This is a genomic window from Agrococcus carbonis (assembly GCF_900104705.1).
Classification (GTDB): domain Bacteria; phylum Actinomycetota; class Actinomycetes; order Actinomycetales; family Microbacteriaceae; genus Agrococcus; species Agrococcus carbonis.
The window spans coordinates 694,733-719,775 of sequence record NZ_LT629734.1; the positions used below are offsets into that span (position 1 = coordinate 694,733).

General features: G+C 71.9%; 33 protein-coding genes. 13 read left to right on the plus strand and 20 right to left on the minus strand.

Translation table 11 applies throughout. The features are described 5' to 3' along the window. Nucleotides 1–7: 7 nt before the first annotated feature. A complete protein-coding gene (locus BLT67_RS03360) occupies nucleotides 8–2,143 on the minus strand; it encodes a DEAD/DEAH box helicase (protein WP_407922513.1) in 2,136 nt (711 codons plus the stop codon). Nucleotides 2,144–2,392: 249 nt separating this feature from the next. Then, a complete protein-coding gene (locus tag BLT67_RS03365; protein ID WP_092665717.1) occupies nucleotides 2,393–2,845 on the minus strand; it encodes an SRPBCC family protein in 453 nt (150 codons plus the stop codon). A 153-nt stretch (nucleotides 2,846–2,998) separates the two neighbouring features. On the opposite strand from BLT67_RS03365, the gene BLT67_RS03370 reads away from it, so the two are divergent. Beyond that, the gene (locus BLT67_RS03370) at nucleotides 2,999–3,421 is read left to right on the plus strand and encodes an Hsp20/alpha crystallin family protein (RefSeq protein ID WP_092665718.1); all 423 of its coding nucleotides are present in this window, start codon (nucleotides 2,999–3,001) and stop codon (nucleotides 3,419–3,421) included. Here the strand turns inward: BLT67_RS03370 and BLT67_RS03375 are convergent, their stop codons facing one another. Both BLT67_RS03375 and BLT67_RS03380 read right to left on the minus strand, forming a co-directional pair. Then, on the minus strand, nucleotides 3,422–3,766 hold the full coding sequence (locus BLT67_RS03375) for a DUF488 domain-containing protein (RefSeq protein ID WP_092665719.1): 345 nt from the start codon (nucleotides 3,764–3,766) through the stop codon (nucleotides 3,422–3,424). Continuing rightward, nucleotides 3,754–4,395, minus strand: coding sequence for a YdeI/OmpD-associated family protein (locus tag BLT67_RS03380; RefSeq protein ID WP_092665720.1), 642 nt, complete (start codon nucleotides 4,393–4,395; stop codon nucleotides 3,754–3,756). The genes BLT67_RS03375 and BLT67_RS03380 overlap by 13 nt, the downstream gene beginning before the upstream one ends. Before the next feature lie 62 nt (nucleotides 4,396–4,457). Between BLT67_RS03380 and thpR the strand changes: the two genes are divergently transcribed. Then, entirely contained in the window at nucleotides 4,458–5,015 is a 558-nt protein-coding gene (thpR, locus tag BLT67_RS03385; protein WP_092665721.1) for an RNA 2',3'-cyclic phosphodiesterase, read from the plus strand. Between the two features lie 38 nt (nucleotides 5,016–5,053). Then, nucleotides 5,054–5,839: a YwaF family protein gene (locus BLT67_RS03390; RefSeq protein ID WP_231945564.1), complete on the plus strand. Its 786-nt coding sequence runs from the start codon at nucleotides 5,054–5,056 to the stop codon at nucleotides 5,837–5,839. Nucleotides 5,840–5,863: 24 nt separating this feature from the next. Here the strand turns inward: BLT67_RS03390 and BLT67_RS03395 are convergent, their stop codons facing one another. Further along, nucleotides 5,864–7,099 (minus strand): saccharopine dehydrogenase family protein, encoded by a 1,236-nt coding sequence (locus tag BLT67_RS03395; protein ID WP_092665722.1) that lies wholly within the window; start codon nucleotides 7,097–7,099, stop codon nucleotides 5,864–5,866. Nucleotides 7,100–7,331: 232 nt separating this feature from the next. Between BLT67_RS03395 and BLT67_RS03400 the strand changes: the two genes are divergently transcribed. From BLT67_RS03400 to BLT67_RS03410, 3 genes are read left to right on the plus strand one after another with little or no spacing between them, the layout of a single operon-like run. Further along, nucleotides 7,332–8,630, plus strand: coding sequence for an aspartate aminotransferase family protein (locus BLT67_RS03400; protein ID WP_231945622.1), 1,299 nt, complete (start codon nucleotides 7,332–7,334; stop codon nucleotides 8,628–8,630). Continuing rightward, nucleotides 8,627–9,073, plus strand: a complete 447-nt coding sequence (locus BLT67_RS03405) for an Lrp/AsnC family transcriptional regulator (RefSeq protein ID WP_231945565.1) — start codon at nucleotides 8,627–8,629, stop codon at nucleotides 9,071–9,073. Before BLT67_RS03400 ends, BLT67_RS03405 begins: the two co-directional genes overlap by 4 nt. Next, complete coding sequence (locus tag BLT67_RS03410) at nucleotides 9,070–9,378, plus strand: biopolymer transporter Tol (RefSeq protein WP_092665725.1); 309 nt, start codon at nucleotides 9,070–9,072, stop codon at nucleotides 9,376–9,378. Before BLT67_RS03405 ends, BLT67_RS03410 begins: the two co-directional genes overlap by 4 nt. Before the next feature lie 18 nt (nucleotides 9,379–9,396). On the opposite strand, the gene BLT67_RS03415 is transcribed toward BLT67_RS03410, so the two are convergent. After that, nucleotides 9,397–9,780 carry a VOC family protein gene (locus BLT67_RS03415; protein ID WP_092665726.1) on the minus strand — a complete coding sequence of 128 codons (384 nt, stop codon included), beginning with the start codon at nucleotides 9,778–9,780 and terminating at the stop codon, nucleotides 9,397–9,399. Between the two features lie 139 nt (nucleotides 9,781–9,919). Here BLT67_RS03415 and BLT67_RS03420 point away from each other — a divergent pair, with 139 nt between their 5' ends. Then, entirely contained in the window at nucleotides 9,920–10,399 is a 480-nt protein-coding gene (locus BLT67_RS03420) for a hypothetical protein (protein ID WP_231945566.1), read from the plus strand. 9 nt (nucleotides 10,400–10,408) lie between these two features. Here the strand turns inward: BLT67_RS03420 and BLT67_RS03425 are convergent, their stop codons facing one another. Together BLT67_RS03425 and BLT67_RS03430 are read right to left on the minus strand one after the other, a co-directional pair. Beyond that, nucleotides 10,409–12,061: an ABC-F family ATP-binding cassette domain-containing protein gene (locus BLT67_RS03425; protein ID WP_092665727.1), complete on the minus strand. Its 1,653-nt coding sequence runs from the start codon at nucleotides 12,059–12,061 to the stop codon at nucleotides 10,409–10,411. A gap of 268 nt (nucleotides 12,062–12,329) precedes the next feature. After that, nucleotides 12,330–13,583 carry a flavin monoamine oxidase family protein gene (locus BLT67_RS03430; protein ID WP_092665728.1) on the minus strand — a complete coding sequence of 418 codons (1,254 nt, stop codon included), beginning with the start codon at nucleotides 13,581–13,583 and terminating at the stop codon, nucleotides 12,330–12,332. 135 nt (nucleotides 13,584–13,718) lie between these two features. Here BLT67_RS03430 and BLT67_RS13630 point away from each other — a divergent pair, with 135 nt between their 5' ends. Continuing rightward, nucleotides 13,719–14,108, plus strand: a complete 390-nt coding sequence (locus BLT67_RS13630; protein ID WP_231945567.1) for a TraR/DksA family transcriptional regulator — start codon at nucleotides 13,719–13,721, stop codon at nucleotides 14,106–14,108. 16 nt (nucleotides 14,109–14,124) lie between these two features. Here BLT67_RS13630 and BLT67_RS03440 read toward each other — a convergent pair whose 3' ends face one another. Further along, on the minus strand, nucleotides 14,125–14,442 hold the full coding sequence (locus BLT67_RS03440) for a 4a-hydroxytetrahydrobiopterin dehydratase (RefSeq protein ID WP_092665729.1): 318 nt from the start codon (nucleotides 14,440–14,442) through the stop codon (nucleotides 14,125–14,127). A 47-nt stretch (nucleotides 14,443–14,489) separates the two neighbouring features. Between BLT67_RS03440 and BLT67_RS03445 the strand changes: the two genes are divergently transcribed. Next, entirely contained in the window at nucleotides 14,490–15,194 is a 705-nt protein-coding gene (locus BLT67_RS03445) for a VOC family protein (protein WP_092665730.1), read from the plus strand. 177 nt (nucleotides 15,195–15,371) lie between these two features. Here the strand turns inward: BLT67_RS03445 and BLT67_RS03450 are convergent, their stop codons facing one another. Both BLT67_RS03450 and BLT67_RS03455 read right to left on the minus strand, forming a co-directional pair. Next, nucleotides 15,372–16,319: a zinc-binding dehydrogenase gene (locus BLT67_RS03450; protein ID WP_092665731.1), complete on the minus strand. Its 948-nt coding sequence runs from the start codon at nucleotides 16,317–16,319 to the stop codon at nucleotides 15,372–15,374. Between the two features lie 201 nt (nucleotides 16,320–16,520). After that, entirely contained in the window at nucleotides 16,521–17,246 is a 726-nt protein-coding gene (locus BLT67_RS03455; RefSeq protein ID WP_092665732.1) for a competence/damage-inducible protein A, read from the minus strand. A 95-nt stretch (nucleotides 17,247–17,341) separates the two neighbouring features. Between BLT67_RS03455 and BLT67_RS13330 the strand changes: the two genes are divergently transcribed. Further along, complete coding sequence (locus BLT67_RS13330; protein ID WP_157674138.1) at nucleotides 17,342–17,512, plus strand: hypothetical protein; 171 nt, start codon at nucleotides 17,342–17,344, stop codon at nucleotides 17,510–17,512. Between the two features lie 16 nt (nucleotides 17,513–17,528). Here the strand turns inward: BLT67_RS13330 and BLT67_RS03460 are convergent, their stop codons facing one another. The 9 genes from BLT67_RS03460 to ychF form a co-directional block, all read right to left on the minus strand. After that, complete coding sequence (locus BLT67_RS03460; RefSeq protein WP_092665733.1) at nucleotides 17,529–17,993, minus strand: MarR family winged helix-turn-helix transcriptional regulator; 465 nt, start codon at nucleotides 17,991–17,993, stop codon at nucleotides 17,529–17,531. A gap of 74 nt (nucleotides 17,994–18,067) precedes the next feature. Then, the gene (locus tag BLT67_RS03465; RefSeq protein WP_231945568.1) at nucleotides 18,068–18,790 is read right to left on the minus strand and encodes an SDR family NAD(P)-dependent oxidoreductase; all 723 of its coding nucleotides are present in this window, start codon (nucleotides 18,788–18,790) and stop codon (nucleotides 18,068–18,070) included. Between the two features lie 191 nt (nucleotides 18,791–18,981). Beyond that, a complete protein-coding gene (locus BLT67_RS03470; RefSeq protein WP_231945569.1) occupies nucleotides 18,982–19,443 on the minus strand; it encodes an NUDIX hydrolase in 462 nt (153 codons plus the stop codon). Continuing rightward, entirely contained in the window at nucleotides 19,440–19,961 is a 522-nt protein-coding gene (locus BLT67_RS03475; protein ID WP_331712168.1) for an AAA family ATPase, read from the minus strand. The genes BLT67_RS03470 and BLT67_RS03475 overlap by 4 nt, the downstream gene beginning before the upstream one ends. Nucleotides 19,962–20,329: 368 nt before the next feature. Continuing rightward, the gene (locus BLT67_RS03480) at nucleotides 20,330–21,151 is read right to left on the minus strand and encodes an alpha/beta fold hydrolase (protein WP_092665737.1); all 822 of its coding nucleotides are present in this window, start codon (nucleotides 21,149–21,151) and stop codon (nucleotides 20,330–20,332) included. Further along, on the minus strand, nucleotides 21,151–21,504 hold the full coding sequence (locus tag BLT67_RS03485) for a HigA family addiction module antitoxin (protein ID WP_092665738.1): 354 nt from the start codon (nucleotides 21,502–21,504) through the stop codon (nucleotides 21,151–21,153). The genes BLT67_RS03480 and BLT67_RS03485 overlap by 1 nt, the downstream gene beginning before the upstream one ends. Nucleotides 21,505–21,508: 4 nt before the next feature. Next, nucleotides 21,509–22,252, minus strand: coding sequence for a class I SAM-dependent methyltransferase (locus BLT67_RS03490; RefSeq protein WP_172801974.1), 744 nt, complete (start codon nucleotides 22,250–22,252; stop codon nucleotides 21,509–21,511). 137 nt (nucleotides 22,253–22,389) lie between these two features. Further along, nucleotides 22,390–22,776: a VOC family protein gene (locus BLT67_RS03495; protein WP_092665739.1), complete on the minus strand. Its 387-nt coding sequence runs from the start codon at nucleotides 22,774–22,776 to the stop codon at nucleotides 22,390–22,392. 126 nt (nucleotides 22,777–22,902) lie between these two features. Further along, on the minus strand, nucleotides 22,903–23,976 hold the full coding sequence (gene ychF, locus BLT67_RS03500; RefSeq protein WP_092665740.1) for a redox-regulated ATPase YchF: 1,074 nt from the start codon (nucleotides 23,974–23,976) through the stop codon (nucleotides 22,903–22,905). A 107-nt stretch (nucleotides 23,977–24,083) separates the two neighbouring features. On the opposite strand from ychF, the gene BLT67_RS13635 reads away from it, so the two are divergent. From BLT67_RS13635 to BLT67_RS13645, 3 genes are read left to right on the plus strand one after another with little or no spacing between them, the layout of a single operon-like run. Then, nucleotides 24,084–24,434 carry a hypothetical protein gene (locus tag BLT67_RS13635; protein ID WP_157674140.1) on the plus strand — a complete coding sequence of 117 codons (351 nt, stop codon included), beginning with the start codon at nucleotides 24,084–24,086 and terminating at the stop codon, nucleotides 24,432–24,434. 24 nt (nucleotides 24,435–24,458) lie between these two features. Then, complete coding sequence (locus BLT67_RS13640; RefSeq protein WP_157674142.1) at nucleotides 24,459–24,716, plus strand: hypothetical protein; 258 nt, start codon at nucleotides 24,459–24,461, stop codon at nucleotides 24,714–24,716. A gap of 26 nt (nucleotides 24,717–24,742) precedes the next feature. Then, nucleotides 24,743–25,006, plus strand: a complete 264-nt coding sequence (locus BLT67_RS13645) for an acylphosphatase (RefSeq protein ID WP_231945570.1) — start codon at nucleotides 24,743–24,745, stop codon at nucleotides 25,004–25,006. Nucleotides 25,007–25,043 lie beyond the last annotated feature (37 nt).

Sequence of the window (25,043 nt, forward strand, 5' to 3'; positions counted from 1 at the left end):
GACCCGCCTACGCCCGCGCGCGCCGCGCGGCGATCGCGTCGTGCAGCATGCCCGCGACGGCTTCGAGCCGCAGGTCGCCGCTCGTCGGCTCGTCGCCCGCCGCGCCGTCGATCGCGCGGCCGACGAGGCCCGCCTTCGTGTCGAGCAGCTCGGCGATGCGCGTGTCGATCGTCTGCGCGGCCAGGATGCGCCACACGGTCACCGGCATCGACTGGCCGATGCGGTGGATGCGGTCGATCGCCTGCGTCTGCTCGGCGTCCGTCCACGAGAGCTCGGCGAGCACCATGTCGGCGGCCGCCTGCAGGTTGACGCCGACGCCCGCCGCGAGCAGCGAGCAGACGATGACCTGCACCGACTCGTCGTTCGTGAACGCGTCGATCGCGGCCTGGCGCTGCGTCGGGGTCTGGTCGCCGCGGATCGAGACCGTCTTGATGCCGGCCTTCGCGAGCGTCGCCTCCGCGGTGTCGAGCACGTCGACGTGCTTGGCGAAGAACACGACCTTCCCGACCGAGTGGGCGAGCTGGCCCGCGTAGTCGGCGGCGAGGTCGGCCTTGGCGCGACCGATGCGGCGGGCGAGCGCGAAGACGTTCTCGCCCGACGACCCCTCCTGCGTCTCGACCTCGCCGCGCGCGATGCGCCGCACGAGCTCGTCGTCGATGACGTCGTCGGCGTCTGCCGTGCGCTGCGCGATCGCCGCGTCGTAGCGGCGCAGCATGCGCTCGACCAGCTCGCGCTCGGCCGCGCGGATCGACCGCACCTCGGCTTCGTCGAGCTCGACCGGGATGTCGGCGATGCGGCGGGCGGGGATGTCGCTCGCGACGTCGATCTTGCGGCGTCGCACGATGCCCATGTCGATCACGGCCCGGCGCGCGGCCGGGTAGAAGCCGCGATCCATCGGCGTCAGGCCGATGTGCTCGAGGTCGTCGGTGAGCTCGGCGTTCGGCTCCTTGTGGTCGATCCAGCCGAGGAACCGCCAGATCGCGCCGAAGTCCTCGATGTCGTTGATGAGCGGCGTGCCGGTGAGCGCCATGAGCAGCGGGTTGCCGACGCGCTCGCGCATGGCCGCTGCGATCTGCAGCACGTGGCGCGAGCGCTTCGAGCGGGTGTTCTTGATGAAGTGCGCCTCGTCGACGACCATGCCGCGGAAGCCGAAGCGCTCGAGCCAGCCGATGTGGCGGTCGAGCACCTCGTAGTTCACGACCACGACGTCGGCGAAGGCGTCGAGCGTGTCGCCGTCGCCCTGGACGACCGCGGCGCGGCGGCCGGGGATCCAGCGCTCGGTCTCGCGCGCCCAGTTGATCTTCACGACGCTCGGCGCCACGACGAGCAGCGGGAACGCATCCGCCGCCTGCGCCGCGAGCAGCGCCTGCGCGGTCTTGCCGAGGCCCGGCTCGTCGGCGAGCAGGAACGTGCGGTGGCCGTCGCGCGCGGCCTGCACGAGCTGCGCCTGGTGGTGCATGAGCTCCTTGCCGCCCGGCGCGAGGTGCTGCTTGGGCTCGGGCAGCGGCATGCACGCCGGCTTGCCGTCGGCCGCGACCTCGAACGAGAGGTAGAGCGGCGAGAGCAGGTCGAACCCGGCCAGCCGGTCGCGCGATGGCTTGCGGCGCACGTGGCTCAGGTCGGGCTCGAGGAAGGGGTTCGCGAGCTGCACGCGCCGCACCGACTGCGGCACGACCTGCGGCGCCTGCGGCTCGAGCGACTCGGGCTCGGGCTCGGGCTGCGCCTCGGGCTCGGGCTCGATGCCGGCGGCGAGCAGCATCTCGCGCTTGCGCTCCTTGACGGCGTCGGTGATGGGCGCGCCCTCGCCGAGCAGGGGCAGGAGCGTGGGCTCGCGGCTCGCGGCCTTCGCGAGGATGACGGCGATGCCGTCGAGGCGCTTGAGCTCCTCGGCGCGCTGGGCGTCGGTGAGGCCGCTGTCGGCCTTGACCCGCGCGCGCTCCTCGCGGGCGAGCATCGCCACGACCTGCAGCTTCACGCGGGTCGAGCGCGAGGCGGCGCCCCGCTTGACGCCCGCCTCGACCTGGCGCACGGCGCGGGCGAGCTGCGGGATGAGCGCGTCGCGCTCACGAGCGGGGGTCGCGGATGCGTCCTGCTCGGGGGATGCGTCGGTCTCGAGCGCATCGATGGTTGCGGCGTCGGCCACATGTCCTCCGTTCGAGGCGGGACCACAGGAGAGGGTCCCGGGCTGTCGCTGCGACGGCTGCCGCGCGTCGCGGCGGCTCGTGCAGCCGGCGACGGCGGCTGGTGCACGGGATGCCGCGATGCGGCACCCGCAGTGACCGGCGAGCTGTCGCCTGCCCCAATGCTACCGCCTCGCCGCCCGCGGGCGCGCAGATCCGCCGGGGCGGCGCACCTCCGATCCGCCCGCGACGCCGCTGCGGCGGGGGCGGCCTCAGCCCTCGACGAGCGCCTGCAGCCGCTCGATCGAGGCGAGCAGGTTGTCGGAGGTCGTGCGGCGGGCGCGCGCGAGCCGGTGCTCGTCGTGCAGCTCGCTCCAGTCGTAGGTGTGCGTCACGCGGGTGCCGGAGCCCGCGGGCTCGAGCTCCCATCGCCACAGGTGCCCCGCAGGTGCCTGACCGGCCGTCGCGGGCTTCCAGGCGATGCGCCGGCCCTCCTCGAACTCGACCACGTGGTTCTCGCGCACCGCGCCGTCGCCCGTCAGCGTCATCGAGAAGACGTCGCCGACCGCACGCACGCGCTGCCCGGGCGCCGCCTCGGCGAGGTTGTCGTTGCCGTCCCACGCCGGCTGCCGCGCCGGGTCGGCGATCTGCTCGAAGATCGCCTCGGCCGGGGCCTGGATGACCCGGCTCGCCTGCACGACGCGGGTCTCGGTGGTCTCGCTCATGCCGTCATCGAACCACGGCCGCCCCGGCGCCGCCACGATCCGCCCCGCGCCCGCCACGATCCGCCCCGGCGCGTGGGCCCCGGCCATTGAGTCGCCGACGGAAGCGGAGTAGACACGGGAGCAGGCGCCGATGCCGACCGGAGGGAGCCCGCCATGTCCGCCGAGACCGCTCGCAAGCATCCGATCTTCCCGCCCTTCACCGAGTGGGTCGACGCCTTCGCCCTCATGGGCGGCTGGGACGGCAAGAGCCCGCTGCCCGGCATCCGCGTCGAGGAGCACCTCGACGACGACGCGTTCACCGTGCACGCCGAGCTGCCGGGACTCGACCCCACCCGCGACATCGACGTGACCGTCGACCACGGCATGCTGCGCATCCACGCGGAGCGGCACCCCGACCGCAAGGAGCCGCAGCGCACCGAGTTCCGCTACGGCGCGCTCGCACGCGACATCCGGCTGCCCCAGGGCGCGCTCGACGACGACATCACGGCGGTCTACGAGGACGGCGTGCTGACGATCCGGGTGGGGATCGGATCCGTCCCGACGCGGCTGCGGCACATCCCCATCGAGCGCCGCTGATCAGCGCGCGGCGATCCAGTCCCTGAGGACGGATGCGTGGCTCGGCTCGACCTCCCGGAGCGCCGTGAGGAAGGTGACGTGCTCGTGCGGCGCGAGGGCCGCCGCGAGCGCCGCGCCCGCCTCCCCGGCCTCGAGCTCGTCGCGGTAGCGCTCGGCGAACGCGGCGAAGTCGCCGTGCTCGTGGAACCAGTGCCGCAGCTCGGTCGACGGAGCGGCGTCCTTCGGCCATGCGTCGATGGCCGCGCCGTCCTTCCGCAGGCCGCGCGGCCACAGCCGGTCGACGAGCACCCGCAGCCCGTCGTCGTCGCGGGGCTCGTCGTACGCCCGCCGGATCACGATCGCCATGCCGGCAGGCTACGACGGCTCACGCGGCGCGGCGAGGCCGGGCGCCGGGGCCGGGACGTGGCGTGCGCCGCCGCGCTCGAGGCTGCCTCCCGCCACTCGCTGCGGCGACCGAGGCGGTCGCGGGCGGCTTCCCGCGCGTGCTGATGCGGCGGCAGCTCACGGGCGGCTGAGCGTCCGTCGGCCGCCGACTGCCGCAGCGCGTCGAGCGCCTTCTCGAGCCGCCGCTGCCGCGTGTCGGCGCCCTTCGCGTCGGCGATCGAGCGCGCGAGCTCCTTGCGGCGCGACGGCGCGAGCGCGTCGAACGCCGCCTTGGCCGCCGGATCCTCCGCGAGCGCGGCCTCGAGCTCGGGCGGCACCTCGATCGTCCGCTCCGCCTCGTCGAGCGCGATGACCGCATCGACCTCGTCGCCCGCGGCGACGCCGAGCGCCTCGCGGCGCTCCTTGCTGAGGCCCACGAGGTTCTCGCCGCCCATGCGGCCGATCCGCACGCGCACGGTCGCGTCGCCGATCGTGAGCGTCACGGGCGGAGCCTTCGCGGGCCCGAGGCTCGCGACCTGCTCGTCGGTCAGCACGATCGCCGCGGCCGGCCCGCGCTGCTCGATCGTGGTGCGGATGCGGAGCTCGCTCATGCGCTCACGATACGTGCCGCTCCCCCGGCGCGCGCTCCCTGCTGCGGGGCTACCGTGGCGGCATGGGACGGCGGATGTTCGTGGCGGTCGTGCCGCCCGCATCGGTGCGCGACGACCTCGCTGCGTTCCTCGAGCCGCGCGAGGGGCTGCGCTGGACGCCCGCGGAGCGGCTGCACCTCACGCTCGCGTTCCTCCCGGACGTGCCCGAGCGCATCGTCGAGCCGCTCGAGGAGCGGTTGCGCGCCGCGGTCGCCGACCTGACCCCCTTCCGGTGCCGGCTCGGGGGCGCGGGCGCCTTCCCGCATCCGGATCGCCCCGCGGTGCTGTGGCTCGGCGTCCACCGAGGGCGGGCCGACCTCGAGCGGCTCGCTCGGCGCGTGCGCGGCGCCGCGAACGACGCGGGCGCGGCGGTCGAGGGCCAGCGGTTCGTGCCGCACCTCACGCTCGCGCGACCGCCGCGGAGCCGCAGCGGCCTGCGATGGGTGCGGGTGCTCGACACCTACCGCTCCGCCGAGTGGGAGGTGACCGAGGTCGCGCTCATCGGCTCCCAGCTGCTCGGGAGGGGTCGCCGACCCTTGCACGAGGTCGTCGCGACGCTCCCGCTCGGCGTCGAGAGCTGAACCTTGCTCACCTGAGGCGTCTTGCCTACACTGCAAGAATGTTCCTCGCGCACGAGCCTGTGGCGCGCATGGCGCCGTTCGGCGCCGAGCACATCGCCGTGCTCATCGCGACCGTGGCCATCACTGCCCTCGCGCTCGCCGCGGTGCGCCGCGCGCGCGACGTGAAGGCGGTCGAGCGCTGGCTCGCGCGGGCCGGCTGGGCGCTCCTCGTCGTGACGCTCCTGTGGACGGCGTGGTGGATGCTGCCGGCCTACTGGCACATCGAGGAGTCGCTGCCGCTGCACTTCACCGACGTGCTGCGGGTCGTGACCGCCGTCGCGCTCATCGCGAAGTCGGGCTGGGCGATCGCGGTGTCGTACTTCTGGGGGCTGACGCTCAACCTCCAGGCCTTCGTCTCGCCCGACCTCGGCTACCACTACGCGCCCGGGCTCGAGTTCACGATGTTCTGGGTGCTGCACATCGCCGCGCTCGTCGCGCCGATCGTGCTCGTGTGGGGCCTCGGCTACCGGCCGACGTGGGCCGGCTACGGCACGGTGCTCGCGCTCACCGCGGGCTGGGCGAGCGTCGCGATCGCGGGCAACGCCGTCACCGGCGCCAACTACGGCTACCTCAGCCGCGACCCCGGTGTGCCGTCGATGCTCGACCTGCTCGGGCCCTGGCCGGTCTCCATCCTGTGGGAGCTCGTGCTCGTGCTCGCGGTGTGGGCTGCCATGACGTGGCCGTGGACGACGGGGCGGCGCACCGCATCCGCCCCCGTCGCCGATCGCCTCGGTCTCGTGCGCCGGCACGGCGATCTCGTCACCGAGCGGATCCGGGTCGTCTGAGGGCGCGCCGCGGACCCGGGCCCGTCAGCGCTCCGGCACCTCCATCAGCCCCCACGGGCTGCCGTACTCGACGAGCTTGTCGAGGAAGGGCTGGGCCGGCATCGCCTCCGGCCCGAGCACGCCGCTGCCCGCCCAGGCGCCCGTCGCGAGCAGCTCGAGCGCGATGACGGGGTTGATCGCCGTCTGCCACACGACGCACTGGTGGCCGTACTCGGCCATCGCCCAGGCGTTGTCGACCACGTGGTAGAGGTACGTCGAGCGCGGCTCGCCGTCGCGGCCCGTGCCCCGCACCCAGACGCCCGCGCACGTCTTGCCGGTCATGACGGGACCGATGGATGCCGGGTCGGGCAAGCACGCGGCGACCACGTCGCGCGGGCTCACCTCGACGCCGCCGACCCGCACCTTGTCGGTGCGGTCGAGCCCCAGCCGGTGGAGGGTCTGCAGCACGCCGATGAATTCGGCGCCGAGGCCGTACTTGAAGGTGACGCGCTCGCAGTCGATCCAGCGCGGCACGAGCAGCACCTCCTCGTGCTCGACGTTGACGCACTCGACCGGGCCGATGCCCTCGGGGAAGTCGAAGACCTCGGGCTCGCTGAACGGCTCGGTCGTGAACCAGCCGCCGTCGACGGCCTCGCGCCGGCGCTCCCAGATGACGGGAGGGTTGAGGCACTCCTCGATCGTCGTCCAGATCGAGAACGAGGGCGCGAAGATCTCGTTGCCGTCGACGTCGTGCACGGCGAGGTTCGCGCCGTCGCGCACGCCGATCTCGCTGATCGACGAGAAGAGCTCGTCGGCGGCGTAGCGCGCGAAGACGTCCGACATCCCCGGCTCGACGCCCATCCCCACGAGCGCGAGCCGGCCCGCGGCCTCCCACTCGGCCGCCTTCGCGAACTGCTCGTCGCCGAGCTTCACGCCGACCTTCGCGTAGGGCTCGGCCTCGTGCCGCCGCGACAGGCTCATCGCCATGTCGAGGTAGTCGGCGCCGGCGGCGAGCGCGCCGTCGAAGATCGGCAGCACGAAGCGCGGGTCGACGGCGTTCATCACGTGCGTGATGCCGTGCTCGCGGGCGAGCGCCGCGACCGAGTCGGGGTCGGATGCGTCGACGCGCGCGGCCGTGAAGCGGGCGTCGGCCTCGGCGGCGCGGCGCGCGCGGGCCTCGTCGTAGTCGGCGATCACGATCGCCTCGAAGAAGTCGCGACGGGCGGCGATCGCGGCGAAGGCGCCCCCGACGCCGCCGGCGCCGATCAGCAGGATGCGCATGGCGGGCTCCTCTCGGGCGTCGGCGCGAGCACAGCGGTCGCGGATCCTCGGTGACCGACGCGGTGGCCCGACTCTAGTGGATGCACGGCGGAATCAGTAGCCTGGAGGGCATATGGCGACGGATGCCGCACCGCCTTGGGCGACTGCCCACGGCATCCGCTCCCGGTTCGCTTGTCGAGGAGGACGCACCGTGACCGAGCCCGATGACCACCTCTGGCTGCACTTCAGCCGCATGGCCGAGCCCGGGCGCACGCCCGTCATCGTGCGCGGCGAGGGGGCGTACGTCTACGACGACCGCGGGAAGCGCTACCTCGACGGGCTCGCCGGCCTGTTCGTCAACCAGCTCGGCCACGGCCGCACCGACCTCGCAGCGGTCGCGGCCGAGCAGGCGTCCACGCTCGCGTTCTTCCCGCTCTGGTCGTACGCGCATCCGCCCGCCATGGCGCTCGCCGACAAGCTCGCGGCGCTCGCGCCCGGCGACCTCGACCACGTCTTCTTCACCTCGGGCGGCAGCGAGGCGGTCGAGTCGGCGTGGAAGCTCGCGAAGCAGTACTTCCGCCTCACCGGGCAGCCGATGAAGCACAAGGTGATCAGCCGGGCGATCGCCTACCACGGCACGACGCAGGGGGCGCTGTCGATCACGGGCCTGCCGTCGCTCAAGCAGCAGTTCGAGCCGCTCGTGCCCTCGACGTTCCGGGCGCCGAGCACCAACCTCTACCGCGCGCCGATCCACGGCGACGACCCCGAGGCGTTCGGGCGCTGGGCGGCCGACCAGATCGAGGTCGCGATCGAGCAGGAGGGCCCCGAGACGGTCGCCGCGGTCTTCCTCGAGCCGGTGCAGAACTCGGGCGGCTGCTTCCCGCCGCCGCCGGGCTACTTCGAGCGGGTGCGCGAGATCTGCGACCGGCACGACGTGCTGCTCGTCTCGGACGAGGTCATCTGCGCGTTCGGCCGGCTCGGCACGATGTTCGGCGCCGAGCGCTACGGCTACAAGCCCGACATCATCACGTGCGCGAAGGGCCTCACATCCGGTTACGCGCCGCTCGGCGCGATGATCGCGAGCGAGCGGCTGTACGCGCCGTTCCGGGAGGCCGGGGCGTCGTTCGCGCACGGCTACACGTTCGGCGGGCACCCGGTCGCGACCGCCGTGGGGCTGCGCAACCTCGAGATCTTCGAGGAGGAGGGCGTGCTCGAGCACGTGCAGTCGCACGAGAGCGCCTTCCGCGCGGCGCTGCGCGGGCTCACCGACCTGCCGATCGTCGGCGACGTGCGCGGCGCCGGCTACTTCTACGGCATCGAGCTCGTGAAGGACAAGGCGACCAAGGAGACCTTCGACGACGACGAGAGCGAGCGGCTGCTGCGCGGCTTCCTCTCGACCGCGCTGTTCGACGCCGGCCTCTACTGCCGCGCCGACGACCGGGGCGACCCCGTCATCCAGCTCGCTCCCCCGCTCATCTGCGACACCTCGCACTTCGACGAGATCGAGCAGATCCTGCGCAGCGTGCTGACGGAGGCGTGGGCCCGGCTGTGACGCTCGACGACACCGACAAGGCGATCGTCCAGGCGCTGCAGCGCGACGGGCGGGCGCCGTATGCCGCGATCGCGGATGCGGTGGGGCTGTCGGAGACCGCGGTGCGCAACCGCGTCAAGCGGCTCACCGAGGCGGGCGTGATGCAGATCGTCGCCGTCACCGACCCCGGCCAGCTCGGCTTCGCCCGCCAGGCGATGATCGGCGTGCGGGCCGACGGCGACCTCGAGGTGGTCGCCGCGGCACTCGCGGCGCTGCCGGAGGTCGACTACGTCGTCATCACCGCGGGCTCCTACGACGTGCTCGCCGAAGTCGTGTGCGTCGACGACGCCCACCTGCTCGAGCTCGTCTCCACGCGCATCCGCTCGGTGCCGGGCGTGCGGCAGACCGACACCCTGATGTACCTGAAGCTGCAGCACGAGCGCTACGACTGGGGCGTGCGGTGACCCCGGCGGAGCGCACGGAGGACGGCCGGTGGATCGTCGTGGACGGCCGCCGCTGGCGCGCCGAGGATCCGTCGCTCGACGCGGAGGTAGTGGCGCGGCTCCGCTCGCACCTCGGGCGGGCGCGGGCTGCGGTGGGCGCCGCACGCGACGACGGGGCGCGCGCCGCGGCCCGCGAGCGCGTGCAGCTCGCGAAGGAGGGGCTCGGCGAGCGCGGCACCGCGTGGTGGGAGCTGTCGACCGCGGAGCGCGCTGCGCGCGCGGCCGACCGCCTCGCGGCGCTCGACGAGGCCGCGCCTCCCGTGTGAGCCGAGCCGCGCCCGGCGCTACAGGCCGTCGAGCTGCATGAACGCGATGATGTTGCCCGCCGGGTCCGTCGTCCAGGCGATGTCGGGGCCGAACTCCGGATCGGAGACGACGCCCTTCTCGTCGTGCTGGAACCCCTCGTAGCGCTGCCACTCGAGCCCCTTGGCCGAATACTCGTCGACTGCCGCGTGCACGTCGTCCACGGCGAAGTTCAGCACCGTGAACACCGCCGGCTGGTGATCCTCCTTGGGGTAGACCATCACCCGCGCCCCGCCCGGGAGCGTGAGGTCGAGCCACCCTTCCTCCTCGCGCACCTCGAGGCCGAGCGTGTCGCCGTAGAACGTCTTCGCCGCCGCCAGATCCGGCACGGCGAAGCTGCTGAAACCCTGGTTGAAGCCGCCCATCGTTCCACCTCCGCGGGCAGCATGCGCCTCGACGGGGGACCGGACAAGACACCGCCTCGCGGTCGGCCGCGGGTCGCACATTGCCGGGTGGCGACGGCGGCGGCACACTGGGCGCAAGCAGCCTCGGACGGGGACGGCGATGCATGACGCGACGATCGACGCGGGCGCCACGGCCCGCAGGGCGGGCGCGGTGCGCCTGGCGCGCATCGGCCTGATCGCCGTGCAGCTGCTCGTCGGCGTCACCGCCATCGCCGGTGGCGCTGCGCTCGTGGTCGGCGCGCTCGTGCCGGCGCTCAGCACCGTGCTCGTGCCGCCCGCGGAGTACCTCGAGGGGTCGCCGTTCGGCGGCTACCTGGTGCCGGGGCTGCTGCTCGCAGCGGTGGTCGGCGGCGTCCACGTGGCCGCCGGCGTGCTGACGCTGCGCCGCACCCGCTGGTGGCTGCTGGCCGGCGCCGTCGCGGGATTCGGGATGCTCATCTGGATCTTCGTGCAGATGGTCGTCATCCCGTTCAGCGTCCTGCAGGCGGTGTACTTCGTGCTCGGGATCGCCGAGTGCGGCCTGGTGATGCTCGCGCTCGGCGTCCTGCGACCGCACCGCAGCGGCGAACTGCCGGCCTGAGCCGCGCGCTCAGCGCTCGTCGACCCGGCCGTCCACGACGCGCCAGTGGCGGTCGAGCCGGACGGCCTCGAGCATCCGCCGGTCGTGGGTGACGAGCAGCAGCGTGCCGTCGTAGTGCTCGAGCGCCTGCTCGAGCTGCTCGATGGCGGGCAGGTCGAGGTGGTTGGTGGGCTCGTCGAGCACGAGCAGGTTGACGCCCCGCGCCTGCAGCAGCGCGAGGGCGGCGCGCGTGCGCTCGCCGGGCGAGAGCTCGTCGACGGGGCGGCCGACGTGGTCGGCGCGCAGGCCGAACTTCGCGAGCAGCGTGCGCACCTCGCCTGTCGCCATCGCGGGCACGAGCGCCTCGAACGCGTCCGCGAGCGCGCGCTCCCCCACGAGCAGCGAGCGCGCCTGGTCGATCTCGCCCACCTGGACGCTCGCACCCATGCTCGCGCGGCCCGCATCCGGAGCCGCGCGCCCGAGGAGCGCACGCAGCAGCGTCGACTTGCCCGCGCCGTTCGGGCCCGTGATGCCGATGCGCTCCCCAGCGTTCACCTGCAGCGAGACGGGACCGAGGGTGAACGAGCCCTGCCGCACGACGACCTCGTCGAGCGTCGAGACGACCGTGCTCGAGCGCGGCGCCGCGGCGATCGCCAGCTGCAGCTGCCACTCCTTGCGCGGCTCCTCGACCTCCTCGAGCCGCGCGATGCGGCTCTCCATCTGCCGCACCTTCTGCGCCTGCTTCTCGCTCGACTCGGTCATCGCGCGTCGGCGGTTCTTGTCGTTGTCGGGCGCCTTCTTCATGGCGTTCCGCACGCCCTGGCTCGACCACTCGCGCGTGCGGCGCGCGCGGGCGACGAGGTCGGCCTTCTGCTCGGCGAACTCGTCGTACGCCTCGCGCGCGTGCCGGCGCACGGTCGCGCGCTCCTCGAGGTACGCGTCGTAGCCGCCGCCGTAGACGCGGTTGCTGTGCTGCGCGAGGTCGAGCTCGAGCACGCGCGTGACGCAGCGGGAGAGGAACTCGCGGTCGTGGCTCACGAGCACGACGCCGCCGCGCAGCCCCTGCACGAACGCCTCGAGCCGCTCGAGTCCGTCGAGGTCGAGGTCGTTCGTCGGCTCGTCGAGCAGCACGATGTCGAAGCGGCTCAGCAGCAGCGCCGCGAGTCCCACGCGCGCCGCCTGCCCGCCCGAGAGCGACGTCATGAGCGCATCCGCGTCGAGCTCGAGCCCCAGCTCGGCGAGCACCACCGGCAGCCGCTCGTCGAGGTCGGCGGCGCCGCTCGCGAGCCATCGGTCGAGCGCGGATGCGTAGGCGTCGGCCGGGTCGGTGCCGTCCGGTGCGAGCGTGGGGTCGCCGAGCGCCGCCGCTGCGGCGTCCATCACGGCGGTCGCCTCCGCGCAGCCGGTGCGCCGGGCGATCGCGTCGCCGACGGTCTCGCCCTCGAGTCGTTCGTGCTCCTGCGGCAGGTAGCCGACGAAGGCGTCGGCGGGGGCGAGCTGCACGGTGCCGGCCTGCGGCGCGTGCTGCCCGGCGAGGATGCGCAGGAGCGTCGACTTGCCCGCGCCGTTGGCGCCCACGACGCCGACGACGTCTCCGGGCGCGACCGTGAGGTCGAGCGCGTCGAAGAGCGTGCGGTGGCCGTGGCCGCCGGCGAGGCCCTGGGCGACGAGGGTTGCGGTCATCCTGCGATTCTCCCAGGCGCGGGCGGGCGCGGTCGGCGCTGCGCCCCGGCGCAGGCAGGCCCGCCCTGAGACGGCGAGAGCCCCTCTCGCAGCTCGCTGCGGAGGGGCATTCGCGTGGCCTTCGTCCAAGGCATCGGGCGCCCCAGGAGTACCGCGAACGATGATGCCCGCCGACCCTGGGAGTCGACCGAGCAGCGCCTGAGCATCGCGCTCGGCCGGGTGCGGTACCGCGCGCGGCCGGGCCGGGTCCGGCGGCCGGGCTGCCCGCTCAGCCGAGCGCGCGGGCGACCGCGCGCGCTGCCTGCGAGCCTGCGACGAGCGCTCCCTGGATGGACGCGGTCGCGCGATGGTCGCCGGTCACGAGTGTGCGCTCCCCCGTCCATGCGGGCTCGCGGGCGATCGGCCCCGGCGGCTGCGCGGGCGTCGTGTGCGGGAGGACGTGGTGCGCCAGCACCTCCCATCGGCGCGTCGAGGTGCCGTAGAGGCGCGCGAGATCGCGGCGCACGTCTTCCTCGCCAGCGTGTTCGCCGGAGCGGTCGAGCAGCGTGGTCGCCTCGACGAGGGCCCGCCCCGCCGGCGCGTAGGAGGGCGCGGCCTCGCTGATCGCGGCGGTGTGCTGCACCGGCCCTGCGGGACCTCCGCCGGGCCGCGAGGCGTCGAGCACCAGGAACGGCCCGGTGCGCGGCCGACCGGTGGCGCGGAACCACCAGGTCGTCAGCCCGTGCGTCTCCGGGGTCGGCAGGGAGGTCAGGTCGCCGACGTGCTGCGGTCCCACCGCGACCACGGCCGCGCGGGCACGCAGCCGGCCGGTGTCGGTGACGACCTCGACCGCATCCGTCCGCTCGCGCAGCTCGCGCGCCGCCGTGCCGAGCCGCACGGGAGCCGCGAGGCCGGCGGCCAGCTGCTCGGGCAGCGCCTGCATGCCTGCGCGCGGCAGACCGGGTGCGCCGAGCGCGAAGGCTCGAAGCAGCAGTCGCGCGTAGTTCGCCGAGGTCGCGCCGTCGGCGTCGGCGAGCACGCCGGCGAGGAAGGTGTCGAGCACATCGCGCCGCAGCGGCCCGGTGAGGCCCGCGCGGTCGAGGGATGCGCGCAGCGTCTCGTCGTGCTCGGCGCGGGAGGCGACGCGCGCGTCGAGCAGGGTGGGGCCGAGCCACCGGGCCAGCGCGAGTGCGTCCCGCGGCGCGACGATGCCGCTCGTGACGGTGGAGAGCAGATGCTGCGGGTGGCGCGCCGGATGCGCCAGCCGCGTCGTGCGGTCTCCGCTGCGCACGATGGCGCCGACACCGAAGCGCTGGATCCCGAGCTCAGGCACGTCGATCCAGCGGCGCACCGCGGGGTAGGCGGGGTTCAGCACCTGGAAGCCGCGGTCGACGAGGAAGCCGTCGACGCGGTCGGTGCGGATGCGCCCGCCGACGGCGTCCTCCGCCTCCAGCACGAGCACCGAGCGGCCACCGGCCTCGAGCCGTCGGGCAGTCTGCAGGCCGGCGATCCCCGCCCCGATCACGATCACGTCGGCGTCCATGCGGCTCCCCTCGCCCGTCGGCGCCAGTCTGCCGCCTCGGCTCTGGGCGCGCAGCGGGCGGATGCGGTGGGGGTCGTGGAGGGCGGATGCGTGCAGTGCGCACGCGGTGCCGTGCGGCCCGGCTACGGTGGCGGCATGGCAGCAGGCACCGAGGCGACCCGCGACGAGCGAGCGCCGATGCCCGACGGCCGCGCAGCGCGCGCCGCGAGCGTCGAGGCGCGTCGACGGGCGGTGCGCGACGCGCTCGCGGAGGTCGATCGCGAGCTCGCCGACCTGCGCGGCATGCGCGAGGTCCTCAGCGATGACGACGAGCACGATCCCGACGGCGTCTCGATGTCGTCGGAGTGGTCGCGGCTGGAAGGCCTGCGGCAGGCGCGGCTGGCCGAGCTGGCGGAGGTCGAGGCGGCGGCCGCCCGCATCGCCAGCGGGGAGGACGGCATCTGCGCCGTGTGCGGGCGGCCGATCGCGCCGGAGCGGCTGGAGGCGCGGCCGCAGGCGACGACCTGCATCGACTGCGCGCGCTGACGCAGGCGTCCGACCGTCAGCGGTCGCGCACCGCGGCGATGCCGAGGGCGGCGGCAGCCTCGTCGACGGCCCGCGCGAGCCGCACGTCGCGCACCGTGATGCCGCCCGCGTCGTGGCTCGAGAGCGTGACGCCGACGGCGCCGTAGGTGAGCGCGATGTCAGGGTGGTGGTCCGCCGCCTCGGCGGCGGCACCGATGCGGTTGACCAGCTCGAGGCCCTTCGCGAAGGACTTCGTGCGGAACCGGGCGACCAGGGCGTCGCCGACGCGGCGCCAGTCCGCGAGCCCGGCGTCGTCGATCTGGTCCTGCGTGAGGAGCTGCTGGGGATCGCTCATGCGCCCATCCTGCCGCTCCGGCCGCCACGGGAGTAGGGTTCCCGGCCATGGACATGCTGTCGGGTACGCAGATCGCCGAGGCCGGCCTCGCCGACTGGCGAAAGCTGGCGCAGGGGCTGCACGCCCGCTACCTCGTCGACGGGTTCGGCGTCGCCGCGCGCTTCGTCGCCGCTGTCGCCGAAGCCGGCGACGCCCTCGGCCACCATCCGCGCGTCTCGATGAGCGCGCGGCAAGTGGACCTCAAGCTGAGCAGCGACGACGCGATCTACCGTGACGGCGACACCGAGCACGTCGTCGAGTGGGTGACGGCGAAGGACGTCGACCTCGCGCGCCGCATCACCGCGATCGCCGCCGAGCACGGGCTCACGGCCGACCCCGGCGCGGTCAGCGTCATCGAGCTCGGCCTCGACACCGCGCGGTCGGCGACCATCGCGCCCGTCTGGGCGGCGCTGCTGACCGGCGACGCGGCGGCCCAGGGCCACGGCTCCCCGAGCGACGAGATCCGGGATGCGTCGGGCCGGGTGCCGAACCTGTGGTTCGGCGACGCCGATGGCGGCGAGAGCGCTTCGCAGCGCTTCCACCTCGAGGTGTACGTGGCGCCGGAGGTCGCCGAGCAGCGGATCGCCGCCGCGGTCGCCGCCGGCGGCACCGTCGTCGACGACAGCGATGCGCCGTCGCTCACGGTCATCGCCGATCAGGACGGCAACACCGGCGTCGTCTGCGTCGACACCTCGGCTGCGCCGCAGTCCTGAGGCGCACACCCCCGACAACGGGCGAACGCCCCTCGCGCAGCTGCGCTGAGGGGCGTTCGCGTGGCCGTCACCAAGACATCGAGCGTCCCGGGAGCGCCGGCCGTCAGGCTCGCGGACGAACCTGAGTGCCAGCGGGGATGTCTCCCTGGAATCGATGTGCGACGCGGTCCGCTCGGGTCAGTCGGCGACCTTCGCGACGAGGCGGCCGACTGAGGTGCCGTCCATGAGCTGCTGGATGCCGTCGGGGATCTGCTCGAAGTCGATCTCGGTGATCGTCGGCTTGAGGTCGCCCGAGGCCATGTAGCGCATGGTCTCCTCGATGTCGTTCTTGCTGCCGCCCATGGATCCGTGCAGCTGCTTGCGGCCGAGGATGAGCGAGTAGGTGTCGATGGTCGACTCGAGCTTGCCCATGCCGACCTGCACGACGCGGCCACCGCCGGACGACTTGACGGCCTTGAGCGCATCCGCCGTCGTCACGCCGAAGCCGGCGTAGTCGATGATCACGTCGAGCTCGACGTCGGCGAACTCGGTGATCGACTTCGCGACCTTCGTCGCGCCCGCCTCGCGGATGCGGTCCCAGATCGACTCGTTGACCTCGGCGACGTACACGTCGGCGCCGCGCAGCTTCGCGACGCGCGCACCGATCTGGCCGAGGCCGCCGAAGCCGATGACGCCGACCTTCATGCCGGCCTCGACACCCGCGGTCGAGAGCGCGCCGACGGAGGTCATGCCGGCGTCGGTCGCGGCGGCGGCCTGCGCGAAGGAGACCTCGTCGGGGATCGCGACGAGCGCGTCGGTCGACACCTCGGCGCGGTCCTCCCAGGCGCCGTTGACCATGTAGCCCATGATCTCGGCGAGCGGCCAGACGGCGACGCGGTCGCCGACCTTCCAGTCGGTCACACCCTCGCCGACCTCGCTGATGACACCGGCGGTCTCGTGGCCGGGGACGACGGGGAGCTCCTTCATCGTCGAGAGCCACTTCTCGTCCTCGAGGATGCCGACGTCGGAGTGGCAGAGGCCCGCGGCCTTGACGTCGATGACGACCTTGCCGGGGCCCGCGGTGGGCTCCTCGATGTCGACCCGCTCGAAGGGCTTGTGGGTGCCGACGAACTGCCATGCGCGCATGATGCTCTCCTTAAAATTTGAACAACCTGCGATCGAGTCTACGCCGCTCTGCGAAGGCGGGCCAGCGCGGGCCCGGTCGGTTCGCCGCCAGCGTATGACGGGCATACCGTGGGCGACAGAGGCGTTGCAGGGCCGAGCGCGCGGGCCGGCGGATGCGGCTGCGCACGTGCGCCGCTGGCCCCTCGGGCGCGCGTGTTCCGATCAGACCACCGAGCGGCGGATCGCCTCGAGCCGCTCGATCGCGAGATCGATGAGCTCGATGTCGGTGCCGCGCACGACGATGTTCGTGCCGTAGCCCGACGCGTCGCGGAACGGGTAGGAGCCGACGCTGAGCGTGCGGAACTCGTCGGCGAGCGCGCGCAGCGGGGCGGCGATCCGCCCCTCCCCCACGTCGAAGCGAAGCTCGCGCGACAGCACCGGCTTGCCGGAGTCGAGGCCGGGCAGCAGCTCGTCGAGCATGGCGACGAAGATCTCCGGCACCCCGGCCATCACGTGCACGTTGCCGACGCTGAAGCCCGGCGCGCCGCTCATCCGGTTGACGATGAGCGCGGCGCCGTGCGGGATGCGCGCCATGCGCAGGTGCTCGTCGGTGAGCGTGCGTCCGGCGCCGACCGCCGCCTGCAGGTGCGCGCGGGCGTCCTCGCGCACGTCGATCCCGACACCGAACGCGTCGGCCACCGCATCCGCCGTGATGTCGTCGTGCGTGGGGCCGATGCCGCCTGACGTGAACACGTGCGCGTGCGCTCCCCGGAGCGCCGTGATCGCGTCGACGATGACGGCGTGGTCGTCGGGCACCACCCGGATCTCGCGCAGGTCGATGCCGACCTGGGTCAGCCGCCCGGCCAGGTGGTAGGCGTTCGCCTCACGAGTGCGGCCCGAGAGGATCTCGTCGCCGATCACGAGCATCGCGGCGGTGGGGTTCGACATGGGTCAAGCCTGCCAGGCGCTGGCCAGGGTCGCCTGCACACGTCCCATATGCTTAGTGCACGAACTATCGGGCGGACCAACCAGGAGCACGCGCCATGACGACGCAGCAGCAGATCGACGCGCCGACGGCGAAGCCCCCGCGGGATCCCCAGGCCTTCACCCGCGGCGACCAGCTCGCCTGGAAGATCGTCGCCTATGTGCTCAGCGGCGTCGCGGTCGCCGGCACCGCTGCGGCGCTCATCGTGTTCGTGGTGCTCGCCACCTGACGCCGCTCGCGAGCGGCTACGCGCTCGGCGCCTGATCCGCCGCACCGATCAACCGCCCCATGAGCCCGTGCAGCTGCCGCAGCTCGTCGCGGTCGAGGCCGAGCCGCTCGGCCATCGTCGAGGGCACCGCGAGCGCCTGCTCGCGCAGCGCCCGGCCGCGCTCCGTCACGGTGATGTCGAGGCGGCGCTCGTCGCCCTCGTGCCGCGCCCGCTGCACAAGTCCCGCCGCCTCCAGCCGCTTCACGAGCGGCGACAACGTCGCCGGCTCGAGCCGCAGCTGCTCGCCGAGCTCGCGCAGCGACATCGGCGAGGAACCCCACAGCGCGAGCATCACGAGGTATTGCGGATGCGACAGGCCAAGGGGCGCCAGGACCGGACGGTAGGCGGCTACCACGCTCCGCGACGCGACCGACAGCGCGAAGCACACCTGCCGCTCGAGCAGGAGGTCGTCCTCCTGCCTCTGCTGCTCACCGGTCGCCATGCCCCGATCCTACGGTCGCGCCGCAGCGGCGTCGCGGCTCGCGACGCCGGCCGTCCTGCGGCGATGCGGTGCCGTCACGTGAGGCGGTGGCCGCCGTTGACCGTCACCTGCTCGCCGGTGACGAACGACGCGGCCGAGGAGGCGAGCCACACCACGGCGCCCGCGACATCTGCGGGCGTCCCCATGCGGCCGAGCGGCACGCGCGCGGTATAGGCCGCGAGGTGCTCGGGCGCCGTCGACGCGTGGCGCTCGACGGGGATCCATCCGGGCGCGACGGCGTTCACGTTGATGCCGTCGGCGGCGAGCTCCCGAGCCCACGTGCGCACGAGCGCGAGCTGCGCCGCCTTCGCGGCCGAGTACGCGGACCACCCGACGTCGGTGCGCTGCGCCAGATCCGACCCGATTATGACGACGCGCCCGCCGCCCGCCGCGCGCATGCCCGGCAGCACCGCCTGCACGAGCAGCAGCGGGCTCAGCGTGAAGAAGCGCAGCGGCAGCAGCAGGTCTTCCCACGTCATGTGCTCGACCGCGGCCTCCGGCTGTGGCCCGGTCGCGCACGGCACGAGCACGTCGATGGGGCCGAACGCGTCCTCGGCCGCCGCTACCGCGGCGCCCACGCCCTCGGGGGTGGTCACGTCGCCCGGCGCGAGGATCGCCTCACCGCCGGCCGCCTGCACGGCGTCGACGACTGCGGCCGCGCCGCTGCTCTCCGGCAGGTCGTTGACGGCCACGGCGCATCCGTCGGCGGCGAGCGCCGTCGCGATGGCGGCGCCGAGGCCCCGCCCGGCGCCGGTCACGAGCGCGACCCGCGGACGCCGCTCGAGCGGCTCGCGGTCCGCAGGCGCACTCGCGTCGGGCCGAGGCGCCGCGGAAGAGGAGGTGCCAAGGTGCATGAGCGCAACAGTACGGGTGGAGAAGATCGCGATGGGCTCGCGCCGTCGGCTACACGTTGAAGCGGAACTCCACCACGTCGCCACAGATACCAACCTCAGAGATCATCATCGGCTTCGACGCTTCCGAGGCGTGCGCCAAAGCCTGCGCAGAGAACGTGAGCATCCGTCAGCGCCATCCACCAGCACGTCCAGCTAACGGGTTCGCCTCCACCGGACGAATCCTGTTCGCCGCACGTCCAGCGCTCCGGAACATCCGGATGTACCAGCTCGAGTTGGAAGAAGTGCCGTTCGTGAACCTCGGGCTTTGCGGGCCACATGTCGTACGATTCGACGCCGAGCGAGCGAACGATCCTGGCGGTGAGGCCGGTCTCTTCTCCCACCTCGCGCACGACGGCATCCGCAGGCGACTCGCCCTCTGCGATCGACCCAGCGGGCACCTGCACACCGGTGATCTCCATCAGGAAATCGTCATGTGTAAACACGAGCAGCTTCCCTTGGCGGACGACGTACCCGACCGCCTTCTTGACCGAACGTCTACCCATGCTCTCGATCGTCATTCCGCTTCGCCCCACCCGACCTCAGCAAGCACTTGAGCAAGCGCATCACTCGCGCTGGCGTCAGCGTCAAACACGATCTCCCCCAGTTCGGGAATCCTGTCGGACTCGCGATACCAAGATGAGACCTGTTCTTCCGACACTTCAGCTGCGAGCGTCTTCGTGCGGTGCCTCCGCAGAGTTTCCTCCAACCCGAGTTCGTAGACGAACGCACGCGTAGCACCGCGATGATCCCGTTGGAGTTGGGTGAGCATGTCACCGTATATCTCCGAATGAAGGATCCCCTCAACAACGACATCCAGGCCGTTGTCGAGAGCAAAGCGAGCCGACATGTCGATGTAAGCCACGCTGAGAGCTTGGGGACGATCCCGAACGTGAAGGATCTCTCGGCGCAACGTATCGTGCCCCAGCAAAGCTACTCCCCGCGGCCGCGCCGCCCTGATCGATTGGGCAAGGAGCGACTTTCCGCTTCCCGAGTTTCCCCGAATGATTATCAGTCGCGAGCTCTGTGAGCCGGTCATCGATCTTTCGTAGTGCGCCACGTTGTCACGATACGGCACCGCCGTCGACCAGTGCCCCACACTAACCGACGATCACTCGATCTCTCGACGTACGCCCGCTGCACGAGTCGAACCCGCCAGAGAACAGGCCATCCGAGGCCGCTTGCCGGCGACGCTCGCACACCCGCAGAAATGAGAACCAGCCCCTGCGGAAGCTCCGCAGGGGCCGATCAAAAGCGCAGGTCAGCGCAATAAGCGCTGGGCATCTCATGGTAGACCGGAACTCACCCATCGAGCCCAACCGAAGGGTCGAGAGGATAAAGCCCCTGGTCAGAGGCAATTTCTATACGTTAAACCTGAACTCCACCAAGTTCCGGCACGGACCAACCTCAGCGGCCGCTGGGTCGCAACGGCCCGGTCTGATCGCGGGACAGCCAGTGATGGAGCACATCGGTCCACTCGTCGAAGGCGTCAAGGTGGGCGTCATGGCTGCCGTCGGCCAGATCTACTCTCTCCGTTTCGGGCCTGCGCCGGACCAGTTCGTCCTTATCGGCATCGCTGAACATCCCATGCTTTGCGAAGACCGCGAGCGTCGGAACCTGCAGAGCCTCCCACTCCTGCCAGCGCGGCTCATGGACGGCCTCGATCGTGCGCTGCATGACCGAGGCATCGAAGCGCGGCACCAGGCCATCATCGGTCTGAAGAAGGTCGGCCACCCAAGCATTGACGATCGCGTCATCACCGAGGAACCCCCGCGCGGCAGCTTCGTCTTCGAACGGCACCGGCCAGGACTCGAAGTAGCTGCCGAGTCCGGCAGCCTCTCCCGGATCACCGTTGCCCGCCACGTGCCCTTCCAGCATCACGAGCCCCTCGACCAGGTCTGGCCTCGCCGCCGCGACAAGGAACGCGGTGTGGGCTCCCATCGACTGCCCGACAAGCGTCGCCCGCCGCCCAGGGACGAGTTCCTCAATCACTGCGACGACGTCTCCGACGAACGCATCGCGCGACAGATCATCGGGAAGCCGCGTGCTCGCGCCGTGCCCCCGCTGGTCTACGAGCAGCACACGATAGCCCGGTAGCGCATGCGCCGTGGGCAACGGTTCGCGTGAACTCCCCGCGAGGCCGTGCAACAGTACGACGGTGGGGCCATCGCCACCGAGGTCGGTGACCGCGATCCAGACGCCGTCGGGGCGCAGCACTGTGCGGTCCATCACGTCAAGCGCAGTGGCGTGATCGCCGCGACCATGTCGCACAGCGCTCGACGCTCGAGCCGCAGCTCATAGTTCGACTGTAAGTTCATCCAAAACTCCTCGGACGTGCCGAAGTAGCGCGCGAGCCGGATAACCGTGTCCTCACTGATCCCGCGCTTGCCGTGCACGATCTCATTGATCCGGCGCGGGGGCACACCGATCGACACCGCAAGCTTGTTTTGCGTGATCCCGAAACCCTCGATGAAGTCCTCCATCAGGATCTCTCCCGGGTGGATCGTCTCGATCCGATCTGCCTCAGTCCCCGCCGCGCTGCGTGAGCGTTGACGGTGTGCGGCCCAACCCTCCAGCTTCATCGGCCTACGGCTTCGTCGCGTACACGCGGAAACGCCGCTGAGTCACCTTGATCGGGCGATCTTCGTCCAGCGCCAACAGCTGGGCCTCGTGCTCAGATACGGAGAAGTTCGGCGCATCCCAAGGAGTCAAGGCAAGATACGTGACCAGCGCCGTCACGCTCTCGAACTCCATCGTTCCATGCCAATCGTCCACGACGTCAACATTCAGGCCCGCCGTCTCAATGTCATCGACGAAGCGACGCGAAGTCACATGCGGATACTCAAACGGCTGACCGAACCATTCGTGGACCTCCTCCGCATCATGCCCGTCGACCTGTTGCGTCAACAATCGACCCCCAGGAGCCAGCACCCGTGCAATCTCCTGCGGATCAATCGACTCATGGCGGGACATCACGAGATCGAAGCTGCTGTCGGCAAACGGCATCCGCGTGTCCTGCTCAGAGTCGTACCTGACAACCGCGATGCCCCGCGAGGCAAGAGCGCGGTGCGCTACCGCGACGTTCGGTTCCCAACCCTCAGTGGCGATGATGCTCTTGCCCGTGATGTCGTCCGAGCCCAGCAGGTCCAGCAGCCTCTCACCGCCACCGGTCCCAAGGTCCGCAATCCGCCGTGCAGAAGCAATGGCGGAGAAGCAATCCTGTTCGAAGTCCCACCACGGTTCGTCGGCGCTAAGCTGCCCGTCGAGGGTCGAGAAGTCCCAGCCCACCATCGTCGACTCTCTGTACACGCGTCGCCACTCGTCAATCATGAGACCAGCATAGGTACGTTTCGTCTCGCCTGCGGCCGGCTCAACGACCGGAACACGTCAGACGTTGAAGCGGAATTCCACCACGTCGCCGCGCATACCAACCTCTGGTGGAATCTCGACAACAGAGCGTCTTCCGATCACTCCGTCGGCGTCATCACCTCAATGCGATTGCCAAAACCGTCACGTGCATGAAAGCGGGCGTACCCCTCGAACGTGTCTCGCTCCGCCCACGACACCTCGTAGGTCCCCCGCTCGATGCGCTCAGCCACCGCCTCCAGCTCATCTAGGGACTCGCAGACCAGACCAGGGTGGGCCTTGTTGGCAGGCCGGAATGGACTGTCGACGCCGAGGTGGATCTCGGCAACGATGACATCACCGTCGTAGGCGCGGAACCAGCAGCCACCACGACCGACCAGGGATGGCGGTTTCTGCACCTCCCGCAGTCCAAGGGCGTCGCCGTAGAAGCGTCGCGCCTCATCCTCCGCACCAGCCGGCATGGAAATCTGAACATGGTGGAGCTTCATCTCTGCCTCCTTTTCATCTCGACGTCAAGATAAATCTAGCTGTGACAGCTCCTCACGCAGCGAGGCGGACGGCAGTCCGCGAGAGCGTTCCATCCACTGCGCAACAGTGGTTGAACCGGAACGCGACTACACGTTGAAGCGGAACTCCACCACGTCGCCGTCGGCCATCACGTAGTCCTTGCCCTCGATGCGCACCCGGCCGGCGGCCTTCGCATCCGCCATCGAGCCCGCGGCGTCGAGGTCGGCGAAGGAGACGACCTCGGCCTTGATGAAGCCGCGCTCGAAGTCGGTGTGGATGACGCCGGCGGCCTGCGGGGCCGTCCAGCCCTTGCGGATCGTCCAGGCGCGCGACTCCTTGGGCCCAGCGGTGAGGTAGGTCTGCAGGCCGAGCGTCTCGAAGCCGATGCGCGCGAGCTGGTCGAGGCCCGACTCCTCCTGGCCGAGCGACTGCAGCAGCTCGAGCGCCTCGTCGGGCTCGAGGTCGATGAGCTCCGACTCGACCTTCGCGTCGAGGAAGACGGCCTTCGCAGGCGCGACGAGCTCGGCGAGCTCGGCCTTGCGGGCATCGTCGGCCAGCACGTCCTCGTCGACGTTGAAGACGAACAGCACCGGCTTGGCCGTGAGGAGGCCGAGCTCCTTCAGCGGCGCGGTGTCGAAGCCGGCCTGCGAGAGCGTCCGGCCCGAGTTGAGGATCTGCTGGGCCTCGGTGGCCGCCTCGAGCACCGACGCGTCGACCTTCTTGCCGCGCACCTCCTTCTCGAGGCGCGGGACGGCCTTCTCGAGGGTCTGGAGATCGGCGAGGATCAGCTCGGTGTTGATCGTCTCCATGTCGGAGGCGGGGTCGACCTGGCCGTCGACGTGCACGACGTCGCCGTCGCCGAAGCCACGCACGACCTGCGCGATCGCGTCGGCCTCGCGGATGTTGGCGAGGAACTGGTTCCCGAGCCCCTCCCCCTCGCTCGCGCCCTTGACGATGCCGGCGATGTCGACGAACGAGACCGTCGCGGGCAGGATGCGCTGCGAGCCGAAGATCTCGGCGAGGCGGGTGAGGCGCTCGTCCGGCAGCTCGACCACCCCGATGTTCGGCTCGATCGTCGCGAACGGGTAGTTCGCCGCGAGCACGGTGTTCTTGGTGAGTGCGTTGAAGAGGGTCGACTTGCCCACGTTGGGGAGTCCGACGATGCCGATCGTGAGTGCCACGACAGACCAGCCTACCGGCGGCATCCGCCCCGCCCGGCCGCATCGGAGGGGTTGTCGCTCCCAGGCAGCAGCCGTACCGTGTGCCGCAGGACACGTGAGGAGCCCCCATGAGCATGCAGCAGCCCAGCGAGCGCAACCTCGGACCCGAGGGCGTCGACCCGGTGCAGAGCGACCTCCCGGCCGACGACAGCGGCAGCGCGGGCTCGTTCGACAGCCGCCACGGCGAGTTCGCCGACGAGGGGCACGCCGGCGCAGGCCGCGATCCGCGCACGCACGAGGAGGTGCACGGCGACGGCGTCGCGGGCGACGACGCCGACGGGGCTGCGAGCGGCTTCGACGCCGAGCAGCCCGAGGGCGTGTCGCAGGAGCTGCAGGAGGAGGCGCTCCGCGCCCACGAGCAGGGTGCGAAGCGCCACGAGCACGTCTCCGAGGAGCTCTCGGGCGAGCCGGAGCGGTAGCCGCACCGAGCGAGGGAGCAAGCGATGGCCATCCAGTCGACCGACCCGCACTACGACCGGCGCGAGGGCGACCCGGTCTACCACCAGCGGCCGCCCGACGACAGCGGCACGGCCAACTCGTTCGCCACCCGCCACAACGAGTTCCCGCCCACCGTCGGGCACGAATCGGCCGCGCACGATCCGCGCACGGGCCAGCCGGTGCACGCCGACGGCACGCCGAACGAGGAGCTGCCCGAGCAGTGGCGCAGCGCTCGTCCGGCTCCCGACGAGGTCGAGCCCTGAGCGCATCCGACGCAGCGCCGGCGCGGGTGCGCCGACGCTTCGTCGTGCACGGCAGCGTGCAGGCGGTCGGCTTCCGCATGGCCGCGGCCGCCGAGGCGCGGCGGCTCGGCGTCGCCGGCAGCGTGCGCAACCGCTTCGACGGCACCGTCGAGGCCGAGGTCGAGGGCACGGCGGATGCGGTGGCCGAGATGGCGGCGTGGCTCGCCCACGGCCCGCCGTCGGCGCGCGTCGAGCGCGTCGAGGCGACCGACGCGGAGCCTCGCGGCGAGCAGGCGTTCCGCATCGCATGACCACGAGCGCGCGATGGCGCGCGCACGAAGGAGGAGA